This window comes from Rhodococcus sp. IEGM 1241, from assembly GCF_033142365.1.
Classification (GTDB): Bacteria; Actinomycetota; Actinomycetes; order Mycobacteriales; family Mycobacteriaceae; genus Rhodococcus_F; species Rhodococcus_F erythropolis.
This window is the reverse complement of record NZ_JAWLSE010000002.1, coordinates 632,075-655,402: the sequence shown is the minus strand read 5'-3', so window position 1 is coordinate 655,402 and position 23,328 is coordinate 632,075. Positions and strand designations below refer to the sequence as shown.

Below are 23,328 nucleotides of genomic sequence, written 5' to 3'. Positions count from 1 at the left end.
TTGTTTTCGCCAGGCCGAGTTGGTTTCGTAGGTCACATTTTGAGCCGTACTAGAATTGTGGCGAGAGTTGCAGCTGGTGCGAAAGGGGGATGGATTGGATCCGACAGTGATCGCCCGTCTGCAATCCAGCCTCGATTCTCTGACCGACGACGAAGAGAGCCGTGCGCACTTCTCGGCTGTGTTCTACACCGGCCTCTTTGCGGAACATCCTCTGTACCGCTCATTGTTCCCGGCCGGGATGGAATCGCAGGGGCACCGTTTCTTCAGAGCGATCGAGTTCGTCGTCAAGAACCTTCCCCAGCATCGTCGGATCCGGAAGTTCCTCACCCAACTCGGCCGCGATCATCGCCGCTACGGCGTCGAGCGTGAGCACTACGAGGCTGCCGGTGTTGCACTCGAGCGCGCAGTTCGGTCGATGTACGGAACCAGCGCGCACAGTCGCTACAAGTGGACGCAGGAACTGGAGGACGCCTGGTCTCAGTTCACCGACCTCGTCGTGAGCACGATGGCCGACGGCGCCGAGTCCGATACGACCCCGGCACTCTGGGGCGCAACCGTGGTCAGCCACGAACGAGTCCTCGACGATCTGGCGATAGTGCGCCTCGAAGCCGACCCACCCATTCCGTACGGGGCGGGACAGTACGTCGGCGTTCAGATTCCGCAGCGTCCGAAAATGTGGCGGTACTACTCACCGGCGATTCCGACCAACCCTTTCGGTCAGCTCGAGTTCCACATCCGCAAGGTGTCGGGAGGATGGGTCAGCCCCGCGATCGTCAGCGAGACCAACGTCGGTGACCGCTGGGTCATGTCCACTCCCCTCGGCGGTCTCGAGGTCGATTTCACCAGCGACCGTGACGTTCTCATGATCGGATCCGGCACCGGCATCGCCCCACTGCGGGCACAGGTGATGGAAATGTCCCAACGCGCGCACAATCCGCGCGTGCACCTGTTCGTCGGCGGCCGGTATCCGTGCGACCTCTACGACCTCGAAACGCTCTGGCACATCTCGCTCAGTAATCCGTGGTTGACCGTCGTACCGGTTTCCGAAGAACCCGAAAACCCTTGGTGGCACAACGGACCGGTGCTGGAGCCACCCTTCGGAATGCACAGCCGACTGATCGGACCGATCGGAAAAGTGGTCTCGCAGTTCGGCTCGTGGGCCGACCGTCAGGTGCAGATCTCGGGGTCACCGTCGATGATCAAGACCACCGTCTACGCCTTGCGGGCCGGCGGAACTCCACTCGACCAGATCCGGCACGACCCGCTCTACTGACTACAGGAGAACTTTCATGGCCCAGCGAACCTGGTCGAGCACAGTCGTCGAACATCACCGTCTCCGTGAGGATCTGGCGGTTGTCCGCTTGGTCGGCGATGTCGTCCCCTTCCGCCCCGGCCAGTACGTCGATGTCAGCGTCCCGCAGAATTCGCGGTTGCTCCGCCGACTCTCCCCCGCCCTGCCTCCCTCACACGACGGGAAGTTGGAGTTTCACGTCAAGACGGTTCCCGGCGGTTGGGTCAGCGGTTCGATAGTCAAGGACACCCAGCCTGGTGACGTCTGGCAGATCCTCGACCCGCGCGGCAACCTGTCCGTCGACGAGAACGGCCCCACCGTCATCATGGTCGCGGGCGGAACCGGCTTGGCCCCACTCCGGTCGATCATTCTCGATCTGGCTCAGACCCCGAACCCGCCGCAGGTGTACCTCTTCTTCGGTGGCCGAACGCTTCGCGATCTCTATGCGGCGGACATGTTGTGGCTACTCGCCGATCAGTTTCCGTGGTTGCAGCCCATTCCCGTCGTCGAAGATCTCTCCGACGGCGGCCCGCCCGACGGATGGTTCGACCGTTTGAACGTCGACATCGGATTCGGCGACGACCATCTCATCGAAGGCACGCTCGCCGACGTCGTCGCGTCGTACGGTGCGTTCACCGAACATCAGGTCTTGGTGTGCGGATCAGCGGCCATGGTTCGATCGACGCGTGATCGATTGATCGAGGCCGGAACGCCGGCCGAGGTCATTCAGTTCGATCCGTACTGACGGTCAGTACGTCGGATCATTGCGAACGGTGTCGACGTCGATGCCCACCGCGCGAAGCCTGAATTTGGTGCTGTTGACCATGGATTCACTGCCGACGACCTGGATGTCGTAGCCCGCCCAGTCCCCGAACGAGGTCACGACCTTACCGACCTTGCCGACGATGCGCCTTGCCATGCCGATCGGCGGCAGCGGTTCCGGTTCGTTGTGCCACCACGGATTCTCGTCTTCTTCCGAGACCGGGATGATCGTGAGCCACGGGTGCTTCTCGGCCAGCTTCCACAGATGAGGAAGGTCGTAGAGATCGCACGGATGCTGTCCGGAGTAGAACAGTTGGACCTTGCGAGTGTTGCCGCGTCGGATCAGTTCGAGGATCTGAGCGCGAAGAGGCGCGACACCTGTTCCCGACGCAATCATCAAAAGGTCCTTGGAGTTCTCCGGAATCCCCAGGGCGCCGATGGGCGAACCGACCACCCAGGTGTCACCGACAGCGGTTTGGTTCACCATGACCGGGCTGACCCACCCGCCGGTGACCTGACGAACGTGGAACTCGAGGACTCCAGTCCCGTCGTACGGCGTGGCCGGTGAGAGGTAGCGCCACATCCGCGGCCTCGCGGCGACCTGCACGCTGACGTACTGACCGGCGCGGTATTGCATAGTCTGGTCGAGTTGCAGCCTGACGACGGCGACGCCCTTGATGACCGGGCGGCATTCGATGACGGTGGCACTCCAGGCGGGCGGGCCGTCCTCCGCGTTGGCGGCGTCCATCATCGCTGCCGAGATGATCGCGAGCGCGTTGCGCCATGCGCTGTCGACCTCGTCTGTCCACATTTCGGCGCCACCGAAAGTCTCGAGTGCTTCGATCAGGGCATTGCCGACTGCCGTGTAATGCTCGTCGGTGACGCCGTACTTGCGGTGATCGCGGCCGAGCTGCGCGAGGTACTCGAGTATCGCGTCGGACTCGTCGAGGCGTTCGACGACGTGAGCGATAGCGCCGACAAGCCGGTCCCGCTGCACATCCATCGCCGCCGGAAAGAACTCCCTCGTTTCGGGCGATCGAGCGAACAGGATCGAATAGAAGGTACGGGCGAGCCGTTCCGGACCATCTTCTACCGCAGCGACGGATTTGAAGCTCGACCGGACCAGAGAGATTGCTTGCGAATCCACGCTCATCCTCGTCCCGACTAGACGCGGCAAGACCCGCCGCGGAATTTCGTCTGCAGCTTATGTCACAAATGTCTGACTCGTAAATCATTCTGGACAAGTGTCACAATGCGACCCCATTTCGCGGTGTGACCGTCCCTTTCTTATTCTTGCGTGCAAGATAAACAAGAGCTTCGACACTCTCAATCGCCGAGCTAACGTTCAGCGAAATCTCAACCAGCCAAACAGGAGTCGTGCCGTGGATTTTGTTCGACAGGACGAATTGCCCACCGATAGCGGGCTTACGTCCCAGATCGCCTCCACCACCCCGACGCTGACCGAGCTTCAACGTCGGGAACTCGAGTGCGTCGAATTTTTCGACTCTCCGGAACTGGGCCACCTTCCGACGTCTCGGCGGCGCGAGGCCTTGCGTGAGCTCCACCGGACCGGTACCTACACGCACACAGCGGAGGAATTGCTCGTCGGCGCCAAACTCGCCTGGCGAAACCACGCCAGGTGCGTCGGTCGCGCGCATTGGCGGACCCTCAAACTCATCGACGCGCGCGACGCCGTCACGGCTTCCGCTCTCGCAGAAGCGTGCTGGGAGCACCTGCGACTGTCGACCAACGGCGGCGCTCTGCAGTCCGTCGTGACGGTCGGGCCGCTTCCCCGCGAGGACGGCCAGGAGTACCGCATCCTCAGCCCGCAACTGATCCGCTACGCCGGCTACCGTCAACCGGACGGCACCATCCTGGGCGACCCGTGGCACGTCGATCTCACCGCTCAGGTCACCGCGATGGGATGGAAGGGCGCCGGCACGGCGTTCGACGTTCTCCCCGTGCTGATTTCGGTTCCCGACGAACCCCTGCAGTACTTCGACGTCCCGACCGACCTCGTTCTCGAGGTCGAGATCGAGCATCCCGAATACAGCTGGTTCGCTGATCTGGGGCTTAAATGGCATGCCGTTCCCGCGGTCTCGGACATGAACCTCGACATCGGCGGAATCGTTTATCCCTGCACACCGTTCAGCGGTTGGTACGTCAGCACCGAGGTCGGTGCACGCAACTTCAGCGACACCGATCGCTACAACATGTTGCCGACCATCGGGGCGATGATGGAGCTCGACATGAGCCACGACCGCACGCTCTGGAAGGACCGTGCACTGGTCGAACTGAACCGTGCAGTTATCCACAGCTACCGCAAGGCCGGCGTCATCATGGTCGACCATCACACTGTCGCAAAGCAATTCATCGATCACATCGCGCGTGAGGACAAGGCCGGGCGCAAGTGCCCGACCGACTGGTCATGGGTGAACCCGCCCATGTCCAGCTCGCTCACGCCGACGTTCCACCGCCTGTACGACGAGCCCGATCTCGACATCCGGCCCAACTTCGTGACAAAAAAGAAGAAGGGCACCGACCAAGGCCGGTGCCCCTTCCACAACTGATCGCACTCAGAAGGGGATCTGCCCCAATCCGACACCGACTACGAGCATCGTGATCGAGATCAGGCCTGCTCGCCACAGGACCTTCTTGTGGTGATCCGCCAGGGACACACCGGCGAGCGTGACCAGCAGCAGGATCGCCGGGACCAGCGGACTCTGCATGTGCACGGCCTGCCCGGTGATCGAGGCGCGCGCCATCTCCACCGGCTCGATGCCGTACTGGGCTGCCGTCTCGGACAGCACCGGGAGCACACCGAAGTAGAACGCGTCGTTGGTCATGAAGAACGTGAGCGGAATGCTCAGGACGCCCGTGATGACGGCCAGATGCGGGCCCATCGCGTCGGGAATGACCTGGAGCAGCCACTCTGCCATCGCCTCGACCATGCCGGTTCCCTGGAAAACGCCGGTCAGCACCGCTGCTGCCAGGACCATCGCGACAACGGAGACGATGCTCGACGAATGGCGTGCGATTGCTTCGCCCTGATCCTTGACCGCCGGGAAGTTGACCGCGAGAGCGATCGACGACGCAATCATGAACAGCACCGGGATGGGCAGGATGTCCATCACGAGCACGACGAGAAGGATCGTCGTCAGCGCGGCGTTGAACCAGAGCAGCTTCGGTCGCAAGGTGTCCCGCTTGGGGTCGAGGCCGTCGATGAATCGTCCGGTGTCGCCGCCGTCGTCTTCGGAGTCGTTCGAGCCGCCGGTGCCGGCGCTACCGGTGCTGGAACTTCCACCGTTTCCGACCTTTTCGAGGATGCGCTCAGAAGTCAGGACCAAAGTCCCGATCCTGCGACGCTCCATGATCCCGAGGTGAATCGCGAATCCGAGCACCATGATCAGGCCGACGATCAACGACGGCACCATCGGGACGAACACGTCGGAGGGCGAGAGTCCCAGCGCGCTAGCCGCCCGCACGGTCGGGCCACCCCACGGAATGATGTTCATCGTCGCGTTGGACAAGCCGGCGATCACCGTCAGTACAACGGGACTGACACCGAGTTTGAGGTAGAGCGGCAGCAGCGCGGAGGTCACGATGATGAAGGTCGTCGAACCGTCGCCGTCCAGCGAAACCACCATCGCGAGCACCGCGGTGCCGACCACGAGCCGCATCGGATCGTCTCGCACCATCCGCAAGATGAGTTTGACCAGCGGATCGAAGAGGCCGACGTCGATCATGATTCCGAAGAAGATGATCGCGAAGAACAACAGCGCCGCGGTGGGTGCGAGCGACTTGATGCCGTCGGTGATCATGTCGCCGATGCCGAGGCCCGCTCCGGCGAGTAGTCCGAAGGCCACCGGCACCAGGGTCAGTCCCACCACCGGGGTCGCGCGTTTGGTGAGGATCAGGAACATGAACACCGCAACCATGAGGAAGCCGAGTGTGACGAGCATGATGAACTCCTTTTGTGCTGAGTTGCCGAGAAAAACGGCACGGCAAATCGAGCCGGTGGCCTTCGTGGAGGTGAAACGAAACTTCGGTTGTGCTCAGTAGGTGCCGGGCGGATCGAGTGTCGCGTCGACGAACCGGGATTGTTCGGCGAGGAAGGCAGAGAACTCGGGTTCGGTGAGAACTGCGCTGTTCCAACCATTTCGGTCGGACAGCTCGTTCCACCGTGGACTTGCCGCCAGATCCCGCACTAAATTCTGTAAATGCTGACGCTGGTCGTCACTCAATCCGGGGGGCGCCATGAGACCCCGCCAGTTGGTGAACGTGACGTCGACGCCCGACTCCGCCATGGTCGGTGCATCCACCGCCGGAGTGCGCTCCGGCGAACTGACCGCAAGGACCCGAACCGTGCCTGCCGCAATCTGATCCAGGTACTCACCGATACCGGTGGCGGCGACGTCGACCTGCCTGGTCAGCAGCGCCGGAAGCAGTTCTCCGCCGCCGTCGTAGATTCGGTAAGGGGACAGCGACGGATCGACGCCGACCGCCCGTGCGAACAGAAGGCGGAACAGCCCGTCCGGTCCGCCTTCACTCGAACCACCACCGATCGAGATCGACGACGGATCCGCCACCCAGGCCTGCGTCAGATCTGCCAGAGTTTTGTACGGCGAATCTGCTGGCACCAGTACAGCTTCCGGTTCTTCGACCAGTCTCGCGATCGGTGTCACGTCGGAAAGGGTGTGCTCGGACGGCAGTATCTCGAGCGAACCGAGAACGCCGAGTCCCATGACCATGAGTAGATCGGGATTTCCGCGTTCGAGAGCCAACCGGTTGAGTCCGACGATGCCACCCGATCCGGGCAGAACAACGACGTCGGCGTCGACGGTCCCTTCGTCGGCCAGTGCCTGCACCATGGTCCGGGCGGTCAGGTCGTAACCACCACCGGCCACCGAGGGCACCAGTACACGCAGTTCTTCGGAAGTCTCACCCGCTCGACCACCGGCGAAGAAGGACTCGACCGGAGTGCATCCGGTCGAGAGCACAAGAGCCATCGCGCAAGCACCGAGCAGGGCGATATGCCTGCTCAGTCGCTTCGATGTCCTCATGGCCTTGTCCTTGTCTGCTGGCTGTCTGCTGGCTGTCTGCTGGCTGTCTGCTGGCTGTCTGCTGGCTGTCTGCTGGTACCGCTGTGTGAACAGTTTTCATACTGACGCACTTTGTGACTGGGGTCACCATTGGGAAAGCAAATTGATTTGTGCTCATTGTGCTCACGAACAACTGCTTTCCCGGCATCGAACCGAAGGCTAGGGTCTGGCTGATGTCCTCAGGAAACGAGCAGGCCGAGCGAGAGCGCAAGTCGCCTCTGCGTGAGCGCCTGTTTCGGCGCCGGCACACTCTGGCGACCCAACTTCTCGAACTGCAACTTCTGATCGTCGTCGCAGTTCTCGTGTGTGTCACCGCCCTCTCCCTCGCTCAGTCGTCTGCGAGTTTCCAACGCGAGGAGGGACGTCGCGCACTCTCGGCAGCGGAATCACTCGCGGCCAATCCAGCGGTACGTGAACTATTCCCCCAGGCGCAGACTCGTCTCCGCTCCGGACTACAAGGTTCGGTCGACTCGGTGCGCGCCATCTCGGGCGTCACCTACGTCTCGCTTGCCGACGCCGACGGCAGTGTCGTCATTTCGACGCGTCCCGGTGATGTCGGCGTCGACGCACGTCAGACACAGGATCGGTCATGGACGGGTTTGGTCGACACGTCCTCCGGCAAGGCAGTGGAAGCGCACGTTCCGATTCTCGGCAGCGAAGGAGGGATCACCGGAACCGCGATCGTAGGCATCGAGTACCCCTCGATCTGGACGCGACTGCTGCAGTCTGCACCGAACCTCCTGGTATACCTCGCGGTGGCCTCGCTTCTCGGGGGCGTCGGTTCGATCCTGTTGGCCCGCAGGGTCAAACGGCAGACCCTCGGCATGGAGGCCCGCGAGATCCTGGACCTGGTTCGCCAACGTGAGGCGATGCTGCGTGGCCTCAAGGAAGGTGTCATCGCATTCGATGCGCAGGGAAAGGTGGTGCTGATGAGCGACAGCGCCCACCAACTCCTCGACATCCCACGCGGGAGTGCCGGTAGATCTGTGCGGGACCTCGGTCTCGACGACCGACTCCAGAGTGTACTGACCTCCGGCACAACCGAATCCGATCAGTTGGTTCTTGTCGGAGATCGACTACTCGTCCTCAACACCGTCTTGATCGAATCGAAAGGCCGCACCATCGGGTCGGTCACCACCTTCCGCGACCGCACCGAATTGCGCTCCGTGGAAGAAGAACTCGACGTGACCAAAACCAGCACGGACGCGCTACGCGCCCACATCCACGAGTTCGACAATCAGTTGCACACCATTTCCGGCCTCATCCAGCTCGGCGAGTACGACGAGGTGGTCGGCTACGTCGAGGGCCTGACCATGGAGCGCGCACAGGTCAGTGCGGCCGTGACCGACAAGATCGCCGACGTCGGCACTGCCGCACTCGTGATCGCCAAGATAGGTGCCGCTGCACAGGGATTGGTCACCGTGGAACTGACCTCGGACACGCACCTGGACTCGGTTGATCGCCGACTCGGCCGAGACCTCGTGACGGTGGTCGGAAACCTCGTCGACAATGCCGTCGACGCTGTCGGTGAGATGCCGGAAGCGTCGCGCCGCAAGGTTCGATTGTCGATTCGGGGCCGTGGCACCGCCGTCGAAGTGCGGGTCGAGGACGCCGGCCCCGGTATCGCGCCGGAGAATCGCGACAGGGTTTTCGGCCAGGGCTGGAGCACCAAGGGACAATCGAGCGACGGACACGGTTTCGGCTTGGCACTGGTACGCCTGACGTGTCGTCGACGCGGTGGCGACGTCACCGTGAGCAGTCGTTCGACAGAGGGCATCGAATGGACTGTCTTCACCGCAGTCCTACACGACGGAGAGGGCGCATGATCCGGGTACTGGTGGTCGACGACGACTTCATGGTGGCGAAGGTGCACAGCGGATTCGTCTCGCGGATAGACGGTTTCGAAGTGTGTGGCGTTGCCCATTCGGCCGAGGCCGCGCTGGCCGCAGTCGGTGAGTTCCAACCCGACCTGGTGCTTCTCGACGTCCACCTGCCTGGCACCACCGGACTCGATCTGATCGCCCCGTTTCGCGAGCTGGCACCGGAGCTGGATGTTCTTGTCATCACGAGTGAGCGTGAGGCCGGCTCGGTCAAGAAGGCGCTGCGCAGCGGCGTCGTGCATTACCTGATGAAGCCATTCACGTTCGAGGTTCTCCGTGAGCGTCTCGAGCGTTACCGATCGACATACGCGAATCTCGACAGCTCCGGCGAAGCAGAACAGACAGCAGTGGACGAGGCCTTCGGTGTTGCAGGTGGCGCGCCAGGGGCGTCGTCCCACAAAGGTTTGCCCAAGGGACTCAGTCCCGAGACCCTTCAGTTGGTCGAGACAGCTCTGCGAGACGACACCGAACCCGCCTCGGCAACAGACATTTCCGAGAGGGTCGGTATCTCGCGCGCGAGCGCGAGGCGTTACCTCGAGTACCTCTACGAGTCCGGGCGGTCCACCACCTCGCTGAAATACGGAGTGGTGGGCCGCCCGGAGCGTCGTTACGTCTGGAAACGCTGACCCTTCGCTACACGACGCTGGTTCCTAGACTGCGCGGGCGCTGGTCTCCCAGTACCGCGCGCGCAGTGCCTTCTTGTCCAGCTTGCCCAGCGGTGTCAACGGGAGTGAATCCACGAAGTCGATGCTCTTGGGAGCGTGAACCGAACCCTTGGCTGCCCTCACCTTGTCGACCAGTTCCTCGGTGTCCACGGTCAGTCCGGCACGAAGCACCACGCAGGCCTTGACGGCTTCGCCCCACTTGTCGTCCGGTACACCGACTACCGCCACCGATGCGACGGACGGGTGCGCCGAGATCACGTCTTCGATCTCGCGCGGGAACACGTTGAAACCACCGGTCACGATCATGTCCTTCTTGCGATCGACGATGGACATGAACCCGTCCTTGTCCTTACGTGCGATGTCGCCGGTGTGCAGCCAACCCCCACGGAACGCCTCGGCGGTTTCGGCCGGCTTCTTCCAGTAGCCCTTCATGATCAGCGGGCCGCGCACGCAGATCTCACCGAGCTCTCCTTGCGGCACCTCGTTGAGGTCGTCGTCGAGCAACCGGACGTCGAGCCATGGCACCGGCCGCCCACAGGTAGCGAGGCGGGCCGGATCGTCGGCGACGTGTTCTTCCTTGCGCAGCACCGAGATTGTCATGCCGCACTCGGTCTGACCGTAGAACTGGAAGAAGATCTGCCCGAACTTCTTGATGCCCTCTTGCAATCTGGCCGGGGACATCGCGGACGCTCCGTAGAACAGCGTCTGCAAACTCGATACGTCACGCTTGGGCAGATCGGGGTGGTCCATGAGCATGTAGATCATGGTGGGCACCAACATGGTTGCCGTGATCTTGTGCTTCTCGATCGCCTCGAGCACGGCCCCCGGTTCGAAGGCGGGCAGGACGATCAGAGCGCCCCCGCGCAGCAAAGTCGGGATGAAGAACGCCGCGCCTGCATGTGAGAGTGGCGTGCAGATGAGAAAGCGGTTGTCCTCGGGCCACTGCCACTCCGACATCTGGATCTGATTGAGCGCTGCACCCGAACGGAACGATCCCACAACACCTTTGGGCTTGCCGGTCGTTCCACCGGTGTAGACCATGCTGCTGGCGTCTTCGGCATCGACGTGCGCTGCCTTCAGCGGCGCAGGCTCGAATGTCGCGGCCAGAGCAAGGATGTCGATCCCCACTTCGGACGGGCCCATCGAGAGCACGTTGGTCAGCGAAGGCGACGACGCCTTCAACTCGGCGGCACGCTCTTCGAAGGCGTTGGGATCGAAGATGAGGGTCTCGATCTCGGCGTCGTCGACGATGTACTTGTGGTCGTCGAGCGATCCCATCGGGTTCAAGGCACTCGCCCGGCAGCCGGTGATCATGGTCGCGCCCATGCTGATCAGCACCTCGGGGCGGTTCTTCGACAGCATCGCGGTGCTGGTGCCCTGAGTGATTCCCAGCGACGCGAGAGCCTGGGCGAAGCAGCTGATCTGATCGCGCATCTGCCCTCCGGTGAGGATCACGTCTCCGAGGTACAGCGCAGGCTTGTCGTGATTGCGTTCCAGAGCGGTGATGAGCAGGTCCGGACCGTATACCGGTCGGTGCAGGTCAGCGAACTCGTCTGTCATCTGGTCTTCCTTCTGCTCGGCGCGTGCAGTCATCGAGATGTGCTCCCGGTCACGGATACGATATCCAGAATTGCACAAAACTGGAACAGGTTCCACCTCTTCGATCGAATCCGAGAATGCTCCCGATCAGCGGGAAGCCCGTCGTCACCCGCGAGAGCGGTGGTTAGCGTCGATGTACCCACCGAGACGACAGCGTCTCGGTCGCGTCCAACGGAGAGTGTCATGACTACCAACCTCGGTACCGCCCACTTCACGGCATCTGCTCCCCGCACGTCCACCACGCTCCTCTCGGATTTCGACTCGCTGTACGGCACCGTGCGCTCGGCACCCGACGGGTCCGTCGTCGAACAGGACGTCGTGTTCTTCGGGCGCCCTGATCCGGGCGCACTGCTCACCGGATCCGTGAGGCCGCTGGGCTCGACTCTCGAGCGAATCACCGAATACCACGACCAGACCGGGCATCTGGTTGCCGAGGTCTTCGTCCGGGAAGCCCCGACAGCGGGCACCGGAACCGATTCCGTTGCTGCCCTTGCCGATTTCGCCGCTCGTCGTTACGGTTCGGCGTCGCTACGACGGTTCCGCGGACGTTGCACCGCAACTTCCGCGGGGGCAGATCTGAACTGCTCCGTGACGGTGCTCGCTACGTACGAGAAGGACCACGAGAGCGTCGCCGACGTAGCTCTGGTCGCCACCGATCCCACCGGGGTCGTCACCGCTCGGGCCTGGGCGACTTACGCGATCGACGATGTGGCGACACTCGCGAGCTGAATCTCTGCAGGTCACCGAGCGGGTGTTCCATCCAGCGGGAACTGCCGTATCTCCAGAGGACGCTTCGTCGTTGTATGAGACGGATCACATCACTGGAGCGTCGCAAGACGCGGCTCGGAGGAAGACATGGCACTCGGAACCGGCCCACTCACCACTACGGACGCCTCGACGCAGTCGGGCGCCGGCGAGGAAATTCGAGAAATCGAAGCGGCAGCGCCCCCGGCGCGGTTCGCGCGTGGATGGCACTGCCTCGGACTGAGCAATACCTATCGCGACGGTCAGCCCCACCAGATCGAGGCATTCGGCACCAGCCTTGTCGTCTTCGCCGACAGCAAGGGCGACATCAAGATTCTCGACGCCTACTGCCGCCACATGGGTGGCAACCTCGCTCACGGAACCGTCAAGGGCGATTCGATCGCCTGCCCGTTCCACGACTGGCGTTGGGGCGGTAACGGAAAATGTACGGCGATCCCCTACGCACGACGCGTTCCGCCGCTGGCCAAGACGCGGGCGTGGACCACACTCGAGAAGAACGGTCAGCTGTTCGTCTGGCACGATCCCCAGGGGAATCCCCCGCCCGCCGAGGTCACAATTCCCGACATCGAGGGCTTCGGAAGCGATGAGTGGAGCGACTGGAGCTGGAACACGCTCACCATCGAAGGCTCTCATTGCCGCGAGATCGTGGACAACGTCGTGGACATGGCCCACTTCTTCTACGTTCACTACTCGTTCCCCAAGTACTTCAAGAACATCTTCGAAGGTCACGTAGCGAGCCAGTACATGGAATCGGTGGGACGCGAGGACATCATCAGCGGCACCAACTACGGCGATCCCAACGCTGTTCTTCGTTCGGATGCTTCGTATTTCGGTCCGTCGTACATGATCGACTGGATCAAGAGCGAAGCCAACGGGCAGATCATCGAAACTGTATTGATCAACTGCCACTACCCCATCTCGAACAATGCCTTCGTGTTGCAGTACGGCGCGATGGTCAAGAAGCTTCCCGGTATGGACGACGAGTCCACTGCCGCGATGGCCGCGCAGTTCACCGAGGGCGTCGAGATGGGATTCCTTCAGGACGTGGAGATCTGGAAGAACAAGGCCCCGATCGACAACCCGCTGCTCTCGGAGGAGGACGGCCCGGTTTACCAGTTGCGGCGCTGGTACAACCAGTTCTACACCGATGTCGAGAACGTCACGGAAGACATGACGAAGCGCTTCGAATTCGAGATCGACACTACCCGCGCAGTGGAGAGCTGGAAGCGGGAAGTCGCCGAAAACGTTGCCGCACGTGACGCCCAGGCGCTCGAGACAACCTCCTGATTCGCAGTCGAAAACACTGCTGAGACAACCTGACTGAACGCAAGGAACAACATGACGTACGAAGTGCTCGAACAGATCAACGCGATGGCCGACGACATCTTCGCCGAAGGCATCGAGGCCGAGCGGATCGGCCGGGTGGCCGACGACACCGCCAAGAAGATGAAGGCAATCGGTTCCATCCGCATGCTCCAACCCAAGGAACACGGCGGAATGGAGGCGCATCCTCGCGAGTTCGCCGAGACCGTGATGCGCATGGCTTCGCTCAATCCCTCGGCCGGCTGGGTACACGGGATCGTCGGAGTTCACCCGTGGCAGCTCGCGTTCGCCGATCCCAAGGTGCAGCAGGAGATCTGGGGATCGGATCCCGACACCTGGATGGCATCGCCGTACATGCCCGGCGGAATGTGTATCCCCACCGACGGCGGCTACAAGTTCTCCGGCCGCTGGCAGTTCTCTTCCGGCACCGACCATTGCGACTGGGCTTTCCTCGGTGCGATGGCGTGCGACAAGGACGGCAACATGGAGATGCCGCCGCGCATGCTCCATGTGATCATTCCGCGCACCGACTACGAAATCATCGAAGACTCGTGGGATGTCATGGGACTTCGCGGCACCGGCTCCAAGGACCTCGTGGTCAAGGATGCGTACGTCCCCGATTACCGCGTCATGGACTGCGACGAGGTCATCGACGGAACGGCGGTGCGCAAGTACGGGCGCACCGAGACGCTGTACCTGATGCCGTGGTCGAACATGTTCCCCCTCGGTATCACCGCCGCCACCATCGGCATCTGCGAGGGAATGCTCTTCCACGCCAACGAGTACCAGGCCGATCGCATCAACGCACAGGGCACGGCGGTCAAGGACGACCCGTACACCTTGTTCGCCATCGGTCAGGCAACTGCCGACATCCGGGCAGCCCGCGACACTCTGCTGGCCAACGTCGACCGCATGTGGGATCGAGTGGATGCCGGCAAGGAAGTCACCTTCGAGCAGCGCGCCGAGGGACGTCAGACTCAGGTGCAGGCAGCGTGGCGCGCAATCAACGCGATCGATCAGGTCTACCCGCGCTGCGGCGGCAACGCACTGCGGATGGACAAGCCGCTTCAGCGATTCTGGCGCGACGCCCACGCGGGACAGCACCACGCAATTCACGTGCCGGGCACTGTATTCCACGCCGCCTCGCTGAGCCGTCTCGGCGCAGATCCGCAGGGTCCGCTGCGGGCGATGATCTGATCAGACTTCGACACAAGAAATCGACAGGAACAGAACACGATGACACACACTGACATCAAGGGACTTGGCTACGTCAAGATCTCGACCAACGACATGGCACGTTGGCGCACTTTCGCTTTCGATGTTCTCGGATTCGCCAAGGGCAGTGGGCCGGACGAGAACGCTCTCTACCTACGACTCGACGAGCGTGCTGCTCGCATCGTCGTCGTCGAGGGTGAGCGCGACGAGATCGTCAACATCGGTTGGGAGGTCGCCGATCACGCCGCACTGCGCCGCGTTCAGGAGTCCCTCGAAAAGAACGGCACCGAGGTGGAGCAGCTTTCGCTCGCCGAAGCGGATGCTCGACGGGTCGAAGAGGTCATCGCCTTCACCGATCCCGGTGGAGCAGCCATCGAGGTCTTCCACGGCGCGATCCTCGACCACAGCCCCGTGGTGACGCCCTTCGGCGCTCGATTCGTCACCGGCGCACAGGGTCTCGGCCACGTCGTGCTCCCGGTGATGGACAGTGCTGCGAGCTTCGACTTCTACACCGAGGTGCTCGGCTTCTACCCGCGCGGCGCCTTCCGCCTGCCGGCCCCGCCCGAATTCGGGCCGCTGCGAATCCGTTTCATGGGCGTCAACGAGCGTCACCACAGCTTGGCCCTGTGCCCGGCACCGCACGGCGGCGCACCCGGCCTGATTCACATCATGGTCGAGGTCGACACCCTCGACGCTGTCGGCCAGGCTCTCGACCGCGTGATGAAGGACGGATTCTCCGTGTCGTCGACCTTGGGTCGCCACACCAACGACAAGATGATCTCCTTCTACGTCCGCGCACCCGGCGGCTGGGACATCGAGTTCGGCACCGAGGGCGCGAAGGTGGATCAGGACTCGTACTCCTCCGAGGAGATCACCGCTGACAGCTACTGGGGCCACGACTGGTCCGGAAGCGAACCGCTGGCAGCTATGTAGTACCTGTCGGCGACGATGTAGTACCCGCCGGTAGTGAACCGACGAAGGGGCTTGCGCGAGCATTCGCGCAAGCCCCTTCGTCGTTTCCACCGTGACGCGCCCGAAAACAGACCGGTGATCCACTTCACAAATCCAGAACTCTATGACACTATTTCTAATTGAAATAGCCAGTTCACTGGTTGTGGAGCTCTAAGAGAAGTGAGGTACACGATGACACTGCAGGCTGTGGATGCTTTAGGCGCCGATTCGGCCCCGACAGCAATTCTCGATCGCGTCTCGCTGGTTCTCGACGCCTTCGACGGTCCCGGCAGGTTGACGCTCGCTCAGGTCGTTCGGAGCACGGGCCTGCCACGCTCGTCTGCCCACCGCATGCTCGAACGTCTCGTCTCGATGCGTTGGCTGCGCCGCGACGGCCGCGACTACGAACTCGGTATGCGCCTCGTCGAACTGGGATCGCTCGCGGTTCATCAAGACCGCCTCCACGCTGCAGCCATGCCGCTCCTCCACGAGCTCTACCGCGTCACCGGCTTCGTGGTTCACCTCGGCATCCTCGACGGGCCCGATGTGGTCTACATGGAGAAGATCGGCGGACGCCTCGCTGCCGCGGTGCCGACGCGTGTCGGTGGTCGACGCCGGGCCGAGACCACTGCGATCGGTCAGGCACTGCTTGCATTCGGTTCGCCGAAGTCCTCGGGCTACGCACTGCCCCACCTCGCCAGGATTCGCGAATCAGGGGTGGCATTCGAAACCGGAAACGGCCTACCGGGATTCAGCTGTCTTGCGGCACCGATCGGCCCCATCGGCCGCGCTGTTGCCGCGGTATCCATCTGCGCGCCGTCGAAGGCTCTCCGACTCGACCACGTCAGCGCAGCGCCGGTTCGGATGGCGGCCGCTGCCATTTGGCGTGGCATCGACGGCGGATCGCTGAGCGTCACTCCGACGTTGCAGCGTCGTCACCTGCTGCGCAACATGCCCACCGCAGCCGGGGCCTGACTCAGATATTCGAGCCGTTGCCGGTGAGACCGGCTTGCTCGAGCGCCAACACGTACTCCTCGACGTTCTTCCATCTGCCAGGCGTCGAGGGCAACGGCGATCCCAGTCGGTCGTGCTCGGCGACGTTCGCGAACTCGGCGGACGCACGATCGATGTCTTCGAGTAGTTCGCGAGCAAGTTCGATCTCGGCTCGGAAGTACCGTTCCGACCATCGCAACGTCATGACCGGGAACGACCAGGCCGGCTCGTTCTCGGCATGATCTGCGTGGAGTTTCGCGCGTCGAATCTGCTCTTCGACGTTGGCGATATGGGCTTCGACCAGTGCCTTCAGTCGCTCGGGTTCGTTGAGGTGTCCCATCCACAGACGCAACATCACGCCGTGCTTGAGCACCGGGACTTCCACCGGCGCCTCCCGTGACCACGTCCGGACGGCGTCGGTTCCTGATTGGGTGATCGAGTAGAGGCGCTTGCCCCGTACCCCGGGCTCGGAGACGACCCGGGACTCCACGAATCCGATGCTTTCGAGCTTCTTCAGCTCTGCGTAGACCTGGCTGATGGACGGGCTCCAGTAGAAGAAGCCAACACTCCAGTCGGCCCACTTCTTCAAATCGTTTCCGGTCAGTTCCTCCCCGAACGTCAGCATCCCGAGCACTGCCCAGCTGGTAGCGGGAAGTCCTCGGGACACGTCATCAGGTTCGGACATGCCCGAAGTCTAACAATCACTGGTGATTTGCTGGTTTCGTAGAATCCGAACGGACCGCTGAGCGGGATCAAATTTGCCCGAGACCCCTCCACCTGACACTCGGTCGGTCCGAACCCGTGGCGAGAAGCCATTGCTGCCATTGAGTGGGACTGCCGCTGGATTACGACCGCGGCGCCACACATCGTTGCTTCTGAAGCTGTTTGCAGAGTTTTGAACAGAGATTTGAACAAGGAGACGACATGACCGTGGAAAACGCCGAGCCGCCAGTTCTGGACGGACGCACACTTCGCAACGTGATGAGCAATTTCTGCACTGGCGTCACCGTCATCACCGCTCACGATGGAGATTCACCCCTCGGCTTCACCTGCCAGTCTCTGGTCTCGGTATCGCTCGATCCCCCGTTGCTTTCGTTCTGCCCGGCGAAGACGTCGACAAGTTGGCCGAAGCTTCGCGAATCCGGAACTCTCTGCATCAATGTTCTCGCCCACGATCAGCAGGACATGTGTTCGGCGTTCGCTCGCGGCGGGACCGACAAGTTCCTCGACGTCGAGTGGGACGCGGCCGGCAACGGTGCTCCGGCGCTCAGCGGCGCACTCGCTCGCATCGAGGCCACCGTCGAGCAGGAGCACGACGCCGGTGATCACACCATCGTCGTCGCACGCATCACCGATCTGAACGTGCTGCGCCACGACGGTCCGCTTCTGTTCTACCGCGGCGGCTTCGGACGCTTCGACGCCTGAATTTCTTGCGGGCCGTCCCGCTGCGTGGGAGATTGCGACGCCGAATCGAGACGGCACCGATAGCGTCCGAAGTAGTTGTCAGACCCTGAACTTCTCGACTGATCGGACTAACTCGATGACCACTCTCGAACCAGACACCACGGCCGCGATCACGGCGACGGTTACCACCTACCTCGACGCCGTGGCTCGCGGATCGTCAGCGGACATCGCCGCCCTCTACGCCGAGAACGCGACACTCGAAGACCCGGTCGGCAGCGAACCCCGTGTCGGCAAAGCTGCGATCACCGAGTTCTACGGCGCTCTCGAGGGCGGTTCGCAAGAGACGGAGCTTCTCACCTTGCGGGTGAGCGGATCCAGCGCGGCCTTCCACTTCCGCGTCGTCACACCGGTGGGCGATCAGGTCTACGAGGTCGAACCGATCGACGTCATGACTTTCGACGCGGACGCCAAGATCACGAGCATGCGCGCGTTCTGGTCACCGGCCGATCTGATTGCACGCTGATGCGTCAGGTCAGCTGTCGGAACTGCGGAAACCGCGTTCTGGTCGAGAAATACAGCGAAGCGCACACCAGCGTCCAATGGCTCGAAGAGTCGCAAGTGGTGTGCCCGGAACTGGGGCGTGAGAACGGTCGAGCCAACGCTCAGCGGACGTGTGGCGCTCTGCGTCAGACGATCAACGACCTTGCCGACGCCGGTGAGCTGGAGATGAGCCTGCGCAGCTACCCGGTGCCGGGCAAGCTGTCCTGAACGCTACCGCGTAGGACTTCGGCGAACGTGCGCGCCGATTCCAAGTCGTCGGCGTTCGGCCGCCCCTTCCGGATACCTCCGAACGGCTTGAACGGAAAATACGTATCCCACGCGCGGGACGAGAAGGCTGCGACCACATCGAAGCCCTTCTGCTCGAGCAGCTGAACCAGTGGACGCGAGAAGCGATGAATCCCCTTGTCGGGAAAACCACTGGTGGCGAAGACAAAAGCCTTGGATCGCCGTTCTTCGGGGAGTGCCTCGATGAACGAGCGTAGATCTTCGTGGTACGAGCGTAGGTAGATGCCGGAGCCGAAGCCCACGAGGTCGTAGTCAGCGAGCTGCGCGGCGTCGATGTCACCGGGCTCGACCACGCGAGCATCGAGAACTTCTCCGATGACGTCGGCGATACGCTTCGTATTGCCATGGGAGACAGAGGTACACACGATGATTGCCTTCATCGACTGCCTTCTTTCGTCGCTGTGTGTGGGACGCCATCTACGTTCTCGCGCAGGTAGATCCAGGTGATGAATCCACCGCAGATTGCAAAAATCACGGCGACAACCGAATATGCGTCGAGCGGAAACCCAGTCCAGATCAAGCCTGCAACAAGGACCATCGCACCAACAGCCAGACCTGCCGATACTTCCTTGGACATTCGCATCCCTCCCCTGGTTCATCACTGACAATTCCAGGATAGAGGTACCAGCGAAGCTACGGACAGCCGTGACGGTGGGGAATGATGCCCGTATGTCAGCACGATTGAAAGGACGTAGGCGCGCGGTCAACGCTTTGCTCGTCGACGTCGAACGATGGGCCGATGAATACGACGGAGTCAAGGCTGTAGCGCTGGTCGGGTCCTACGCGCGCGGCGCGGAGCGTATGGCGAGTGATCTTGACCTGATGATCCTGGCCGACGACGCGAACGCGCTCGCAAATGAAGACTGGTTCGTGCGGCTCCGCCCCGACGCGCGATTCATCAGAGCCGCAAACTGGGGGCCAGTTCGAGAACGACGCTTCCGCCTACGGTCCGGCCTCCTCGTCGAGCTGAATTTCGCGAGCGAGAGCTGGGCGGACGTTCCGCTCGACGCGGGCACTCGACGTGTTCTCGAAGACGGACACCGAATCCTGTACGACACGGGGCCTCTTCGTGTCGCTGCGAGTGCAGTAGGAATTGATCGATGAGCACTGCGTCGGTCTTCGAAACCTTAGCCGCCGAAATATCCGCGTTGCGCGGCTCGCCTCTCGTCGCGATCGACGGTGTCGATGGGAGCGGCAAGACGACATTCGCGAAAAGCCTTACAGCGCAGCTGAATGCACGCACAGCCATCGTGATTCACGTTGATGACTTTCTGAATCCGCCGGAGATTCGTCATCGTAGAGGTCGGCAATCACCGGAAGGCTTCTGGCTCGACAGCTACGACTACGACGCCCTCGAACGACATGTTCTCGATCCGTTGGGGCCGGGCGGGAGCAGAAGGTACCGACAACGGCGGGACAGCGACGCGTACCTGCATGCAGCCGATGGAGCGATAGTCCTTGTCGAAGGACTCTTCCTGCATCGAGACGAACTCGCCGAACGATGGGACTATTCGATCTTCCTCGATGCGCCCTTCGAGGAGACCGCGCGGCGCATGAACCTTCGCGACGGAACGAACGCGGATCCGGATCATCCTTCGATGAACAGATATGTGGGCGGGCAACGGCTTTACTTCGCCGCTGCAAAACCCTGGACCCGAGCCGACTGCGTCATCGACAACTCCGACCCGGGCATGCCGCGCATCCACTCCTGATATCGCGTCGAGATCGCGAGCGATACTCGTATTCCGCCATCCCTCCCGGCCTGGGAATTCTCCCGAACGGTCGTGAGAAGTCGAGTAGGGTTTCTCAATGACGTCACCAACCGCCTCCCGCATCAGAACTCTGAACTGGATCGCATTCGGGATCGGGATTCTGCTGACTGCCCTCGCAATTTACGATCTCGTTCAAGGCGAGCGTTCAACGAGTGTATGGATCGCCGTTGTGTGTTGGCCGATTGTCGCAACACTCAGTGCGGTCCAGCTATTCAAGTCGAGACCCGACAGCTGAGTACCTGATGTGCACCCACCGATCCTCAGGCGAATGTCCGGAACAGGCCTTCTCTCGCTCACCGGGAAGGCACGTATGAGGCGCCACCGTCCGACCATAGCTTTGTGACATGGACAACAACGTCGATGTCATTGTCATCGGATCGGGCGCTGCCGGATCCGCCGCAGCACTCCAAGCACACGCTGACGGCGCGTCGGTGGTGATTCTGGAGAAGCGTGGACGCGATACCGCGGGCGGCAACACTCGACTGTCCGGCAGTGGATGGTTCGTCAACCAGGACCCTGCCGCCGCCCGCACCTTCCTGCGTTCGTTGAACGGATCGTTCACCGTTGCCGACGACGTCATCGACGCCTGGGCAGAGAATACGCAAGGACTGTCCGACTGGCTCCGCAGTCTGGGTGCAACTGTAGCGATGAGCGGCGATTTCCATTCCACGGCGGAGTACGGCGAACTCGACGGAAGTTCTTGTTACGCAGGGATGGATACCATCGAAGGGAAGATGGGCAATGAACTTCTATACCGCTTCCTCGTTTCCGCTCTCGCTGAACGCGGCATCACAACTCTTTTCGACACCGAGGCCACCAGACTCTTGACGGACGAATCCGGAGCGGTGACCGGAGTCGAGATCCGTTCGGGTGAACAAACTTCGCAGATCCATGCGCGCCGAGGTGTCATCCTTGCCACCGGAGGTTTCGAAGCAAATCCGGCCATGGTGCGCGATTACCTACGCCTGGAGAATCCGAAGATCTGGGGCTCACCTTCGGCAACAGGTGACGGCCACCGGATGGCACAGGCAGTGGGCGCAGATCTGTGGCACATGAACAACATGATGACCATTACGGGAATCCCCGGCGACCTCGAAAATCCGACTGGATTCTTCCTCGCACTGTGGAACGCGCACAACTATGTATTCCTCAGCCGGGAAGGTCGACGCTTCACCGACGAGTCAGCCGAAATGCGGCACGGTCATGTGTTCAGAGAGGGTTCCTACCAACACTTTCCGGTGCAACCGATGAACATAGTGTTCGACGAGACGATGAGGTTGGCCGGGCAGCTGAGCCCCGGTCGCGACGTACTGCCCGTCGGACACATGGTCCTCGACGAAGGGTACGAGTGGAGTTCGGACAATCAAGCCGAGATCGACAAGGGTTGGATCGTCAAAGCGGACACGCTTGCCGAACTCGCCGGGAAGCTCGGCTTGGACCCCACCGTCGTGGAAACAAGTGTGCACCGCTACAACGAGGCGTGCGCGGACGGCGTAGACCATTCCTTCGGCCGCAACCCGGAAACTTTGGCCCCGGTGGCAACCGCTCCGTTCTACGCCGTCTCCGGGCCGCCACTGCTGGGATGGAGTAGCGGTGGGCCGCGCCGCGACGGTCATTCCCGCGTCCTCGACACCGCCGGTAGCCCGATTCCGGGGCTGTATGCGGCGGGCGCAGTGAGTTCCACCTACAGCGCGGCGAAGGACGGTGGATTCCATATTGCCGACGCCTTCGCATTCGGCCGTGTCGCCGGGGCCCACGCTGCCGCGCGCCAAGCTTGATACCGTCGGCCTTTCGACTGACTATCTGCGCACAATCACGTGGCTCGTCAGTTGTGGTCGATCGTCACGCAGATGAATCCTCTGCGCCGGATGAAACCGGGATTCGTACCGGGACACTATCGCCTCGGCGGTCCCGTAATAGCTCACATCGCGCGGACGAACCTTCGCACGCCGCAAGGACTCGTCGAAGCTGGTTTCAACCCAGATTCGTAGGTCGAACTGATCTCGCATCAGTCCCCGAAAAAGCAGAACTCCCTCGACGAGCACGATGGCACGATCTGGAACCCGGGCCTTCGTTACCACCGATTCGTCTGTCTCCGGATCAGTCGAGACGTAGGAAATGTCGGAAACTTCGGCCGACCGTAGCGGCACCAGCACACGACTGCTGAGGATCGAATAGTCGTACGCATCCTCGAGATATCCACGCACCGTGTCAGGATTGTTGTTTCGTACGGCTTTCGCAGTCGAGAACTCGTCGCCACGGATCGTGACGACGTCATGGCCCGACGTCGAGATACCGTCAGCCAACTCGTCTGCGATCGTCGATTTTCCGGACGCCTCGATTCCCGAGAGCCCGACGACAGTGCGTCCGAAGCGTACTTCGTGGCAGCGTACGACGTGTTCGACGAGAGAACCCGAATCATCTGCCCCGAAGGTTGTCTGTCGCTTCACACCCGAGCGGCCTTGACCTCGTCGAAGAACGCGACGACGGCGGCTTCGTTCTCCGGCGGAACTGTGAGCGATGCCCGTGGACCCGCTACCGCGATGGAGTCGTCGGCGAGCCGGTTTCCAATGGTGAGTTTCAATCCCGATTTCGACGGTTTCGCCTTCACCGCAATGTGTTCGACATGCCAGCGAGCCACTTCGCTCGTGCTCGCGGCGGTGCGGTCGAAGACCTCCACCGTGCGGTGGTCGAGGACCATGACGATGTTGGTCCCGACGGTGACTTCCAGATAGCGTCGTTCCGCCACGGTGTGCGCCT

The 23,328-nt window shown here is 62.0% G+C and carries 25 protein-coding genes; 16 read left to right on the top strand and 9 right to left on the bottom strand.

Annotation, left to right across the window (positions count from 1 at the left end):
- Nucleotides 1–76 precede the first annotated feature (76 nt).
- Both R4P70_RS12695 and R4P70_RS12690 read left to right on the top strand, forming a co-directional pair.
- Nucleotides 77–1,273, top strand: coding sequence for an FAD-binding oxidoreductase (locus R4P70_RS12695; RefSeq protein ID WP_044480052.1), 1,197 nt, complete (start codon nucleotides 77–79; stop codon nucleotides 1,271–1,273).
- Between the two features lie 16 nt (nucleotides 1,274–1,289).
- Nucleotides 1,290–2,036: an FAD-binding oxidoreductase gene (locus R4P70_RS12690; protein ID WP_003944435.1), complete on the top strand. Its 747-nt coding sequence runs from the start codon at nucleotides 1,290–1,292 to the stop codon at nucleotides 2,034–2,036.
- A gap of 3 nt (nucleotides 2,037–2,039) precedes the next feature.
- Here R4P70_RS12690 and R4P70_RS12685 read toward each other — a convergent pair whose 3' ends face one another.
- A complete protein-coding gene (locus R4P70_RS12685; RefSeq protein ID WP_283310100.1) occupies nucleotides 2,040–3,200 on the bottom strand; it encodes a globin domain-containing protein in 1,161 nt (386 codons plus the stop codon).
- 235 nt (nucleotides 3,201–3,435) lie between these two features.
- Between R4P70_RS12685 and R4P70_RS12680 the strand changes: the two genes are divergently transcribed.
- Complete coding sequence (locus R4P70_RS12680; protein ID WP_020906627.1) at nucleotides 3,436–4,623, top strand: nitric oxide synthase oxygenase; 1,188 nt, start codon at nucleotides 3,436–3,438, stop codon at nucleotides 4,621–4,623.
- Nucleotides 4,624–4,629: 6 nt separating this feature from the next.
- Here R4P70_RS12680 and R4P70_RS12675 read toward each other — a convergent pair whose 3' ends face one another.
- Nucleotides 4,630–6,015: a CitMHS family transporter gene (locus tag R4P70_RS12675; RefSeq protein WP_003944372.1), complete on the bottom strand. Its 1,386-nt coding sequence runs from the start codon at nucleotides 6,013–6,015 to the stop codon at nucleotides 4,630–4,632.
- Nucleotides 6,016–6,108: 93 nt separating this feature from the next.
- On the bottom strand, nucleotides 6,109–7,116 hold the full coding sequence (locus R4P70_RS12670; RefSeq protein WP_020968797.1) for a Bug family tripartite tricarboxylate transporter substrate binding protein: 1,008 nt from the start codon (nucleotides 7,114–7,116) through the stop codon (nucleotides 6,109–6,111).
- 212 nt (nucleotides 7,117–7,328) lie between these two features.
- Here R4P70_RS12670 and R4P70_RS12665 point away from each other — a divergent pair, with 212 nt between their 5' ends.
- Together R4P70_RS12665 and R4P70_RS12660 are read left to right on the top strand one after the other, a co-directional pair.
- The gene (locus R4P70_RS12665) at nucleotides 7,329–8,981 is read left to right on the top strand and encodes a sensor histidine kinase (RefSeq protein ID WP_317830886.1); all 1,653 of its coding nucleotides are present in this window, start codon (nucleotides 7,329–7,331) and stop codon (nucleotides 8,979–8,981) included.
- A complete protein-coding gene (locus tag R4P70_RS12660; RefSeq protein WP_021343236.1) occupies nucleotides 8,978–9,661 on the top strand; it encodes a response regulator in 684 nt (227 codons plus the stop codon). Before R4P70_RS12665 ends, R4P70_RS12660 begins: the two co-directional genes overlap by 4 nt.
- 24 nt (nucleotides 9,662–9,685) lie before the next feature.
- Here the strand turns inward: R4P70_RS12660 and R4P70_RS12655 are convergent, their stop codons facing one another.
- The gene (locus R4P70_RS12655) at nucleotides 9,686–11,260 is read right to left on the bottom strand and encodes an AMP-binding protein (RefSeq protein WP_317830953.1); all 1,575 of its coding nucleotides are present in this window, start codon (nucleotides 11,258–11,260) and stop codon (nucleotides 9,686–9,688) included.
- Between the two features lie 222 nt (nucleotides 11,261–11,482).
- Between R4P70_RS12655 and R4P70_RS12650 the strand changes: the two genes are divergently transcribed.
- The 5 genes from R4P70_RS12650 (at nucleotide 11,483) to R4P70_RS12630 (ending at nucleotide 16,528) form a co-directional block, all read left to right on the top strand.
- Nucleotides 11,483–12,028: a hypothetical protein gene (locus R4P70_RS12650; RefSeq protein WP_020968793.1), complete on the top strand. Its 546-nt coding sequence runs from the start codon at nucleotides 11,483–11,485 to the stop codon at nucleotides 12,026–12,028.
- A 126-nt stretch (nucleotides 12,029–12,154) separates the two neighbouring features.
- Complete coding sequence (locus R4P70_RS12645) at nucleotides 12,155–13,351, top strand: Rieske 2Fe-2S domain-containing protein (RefSeq protein WP_020906621.1); 1,197 nt, start codon at nucleotides 12,155–12,157, stop codon at nucleotides 13,349–13,351.
- Nucleotides 13,352–13,402: 51 nt separating this feature from the next.
- Nucleotides 13,403–14,584: an acyl-CoA dehydrogenase family protein gene (locus R4P70_RS12640; RefSeq protein ID WP_019749417.1), complete on the top strand. Its 1,182-nt coding sequence runs from the start codon at nucleotides 13,403–13,405 to the stop codon at nucleotides 14,582–14,584.
- A 39-nt stretch (nucleotides 14,585–14,623) separates the two neighbouring features.
- A complete protein-coding gene (gene bphC / locus R4P70_RS12635) occupies nucleotides 14,624–15,535 on the top strand; it encodes a biphenyl-2,3-diol 1,2-dioxygenase (protein WP_020968791.1) in 912 nt (303 codons plus the stop codon).
- A 210-nt stretch (nucleotides 15,536–15,745) separates the two neighbouring features.
- Nucleotides 15,746–16,528, top strand: coding sequence for an IclR family transcriptional regulator (locus tag R4P70_RS12630; RefSeq protein ID WP_020968790.1), 783 nt, complete (start codon nucleotides 15,746–15,748; stop codon nucleotides 16,526–16,528).
- Nucleotide 16,529: 1 nt separating this feature from the next.
- On the opposite strand, the gene R4P70_RS12625 is transcribed toward R4P70_RS12630, so the two are convergent.
- Nucleotides 16,530–17,231 (bottom strand): PadR family transcriptional regulator, encoded by a 702-nt coding sequence (locus R4P70_RS12625; protein ID WP_019749414.1) that lies wholly within the window; start codon nucleotides 17,229–17,231, stop codon nucleotides 16,530–16,532.
- 239 nt (nucleotides 17,232–17,470) lie between these two features.
- Between R4P70_RS12625 and R4P70_RS12620 the strand changes: the two genes are divergently transcribed.
- The 3 genes from R4P70_RS12620 to R4P70_RS12610 all read left to right on the top strand — a co-directional run bounded on the left by R4P70_RS12620 (nucleotide 17,471) and on the right by R4P70_RS12610 (nucleotide 18,718).
- Nucleotides 17,471–17,971 (top strand): flavin reductase family protein, encoded by a 501-nt coding sequence (locus R4P70_RS12620; RefSeq protein ID WP_317830885.1) that lies wholly within the window; start codon nucleotides 17,471–17,473, stop codon nucleotides 17,969–17,971.
- Nucleotides 17,972–18,086: 115 nt separating this feature from the next.
- A complete protein-coding gene (locus R4P70_RS12615) occupies nucleotides 18,087–18,473 on the top strand; it encodes a nuclear transport factor 2 family protein (protein WP_020906616.1) in 387 nt (128 codons plus the stop codon).
- A complete protein-coding gene (locus tag R4P70_RS12610; RefSeq protein WP_020906615.1) occupies nucleotides 18,473–18,718 on the top strand; it encodes a hypothetical protein in 246 nt (81 codons plus the stop codon). Before R4P70_RS12615 ends, R4P70_RS12610 begins: the two co-directional genes overlap by 1 nt.
- Here R4P70_RS12610 and R4P70_RS12605 read toward each other — a convergent pair.
- Together R4P70_RS12605 and R4P70_RS12600 are read right to left on the bottom strand one after the other, a co-directional pair.
- Nucleotides 18,691–19,176: a flavodoxin family protein gene (locus R4P70_RS12605; protein ID WP_020906614.1), complete on the bottom strand. Its 486-nt coding sequence runs from the start codon at nucleotides 19,174–19,176 to the stop codon at nucleotides 18,691–18,693. The genes R4P70_RS12610 and R4P70_RS12605 overlap by 28 nt on opposite strands.
- Nucleotides 19,173–19,373, bottom strand: coding sequence for a hypothetical protein (locus R4P70_RS12600; protein WP_021334256.1), 201 nt, complete (start codon nucleotides 19,371–19,373; stop codon nucleotides 19,173–19,175). The genes R4P70_RS12605 and R4P70_RS12600 overlap by 4 nt, the downstream gene beginning before the upstream one ends.
- A 92-nt stretch (nucleotides 19,374–19,465) precedes the next feature.
- Between R4P70_RS12600 and R4P70_RS12595 the strand changes: the two genes are divergently transcribed.
- The 3 genes from R4P70_RS12595 to R4P70_RS12585 all read left to right on the top strand — a co-directional run bounded on the left by R4P70_RS12595 (nucleotide 19,466) and on the right by R4P70_RS12585 (nucleotide 22,346).
- On the top strand, nucleotides 19,466–19,900 hold the full coding sequence (locus R4P70_RS12595; RefSeq protein ID WP_195791900.1) for a nucleotidyltransferase domain-containing protein: 435 nt from the start codon (nucleotides 19,466–19,468) through the stop codon (nucleotides 19,898–19,900).
- Complete coding sequence (locus tag R4P70_RS12590) at nucleotides 19,897–20,508, top strand: AAA family ATPase (RefSeq protein WP_264614035.1); 612 nt, start codon at nucleotides 19,897–19,899, stop codon at nucleotides 20,506–20,508. Before R4P70_RS12595 ends, R4P70_RS12590 begins: the two co-directional genes overlap by 4 nt.
- Nucleotides 20,509–20,912: 404 nt before the next feature.
- On the top strand, nucleotides 20,913–22,346 hold the full coding sequence (locus R4P70_RS12585) for an FAD-dependent oxidoreductase (RefSeq protein WP_317830884.1): 1,434 nt from the start codon (nucleotides 20,913–20,915) through the stop codon (nucleotides 22,344–22,346).
- Nucleotides 22,347–22,367: 21 nt separating this feature from the next.
- On the opposite strand, the gene R4P70_RS12580 is transcribed toward R4P70_RS12585, so the two are convergent.
- The gene (locus R4P70_RS12580) at nucleotides 22,368–23,018 is read right to left on the bottom strand and encodes a uridine kinase (RefSeq protein ID WP_317830883.1); all 651 of its coding nucleotides are present in this window, start codon (nucleotides 23,016–23,018) and stop codon (nucleotides 22,368–22,370) included.
- Nucleotides 23,015–23,317, bottom strand: a complete 303-nt coding sequence (locus tag R4P70_RS12575) for a hypothetical protein (RefSeq protein ID WP_113682298.1) — start codon at nucleotides 23,315–23,317, stop codon at nucleotides 23,015–23,017. The genes R4P70_RS12580 and R4P70_RS12575 overlap by 4 nt, the downstream gene beginning before the upstream one ends.
- Between the last annotated feature and the right edge of the window lie 11 nt (nucleotides 23,318–23,328).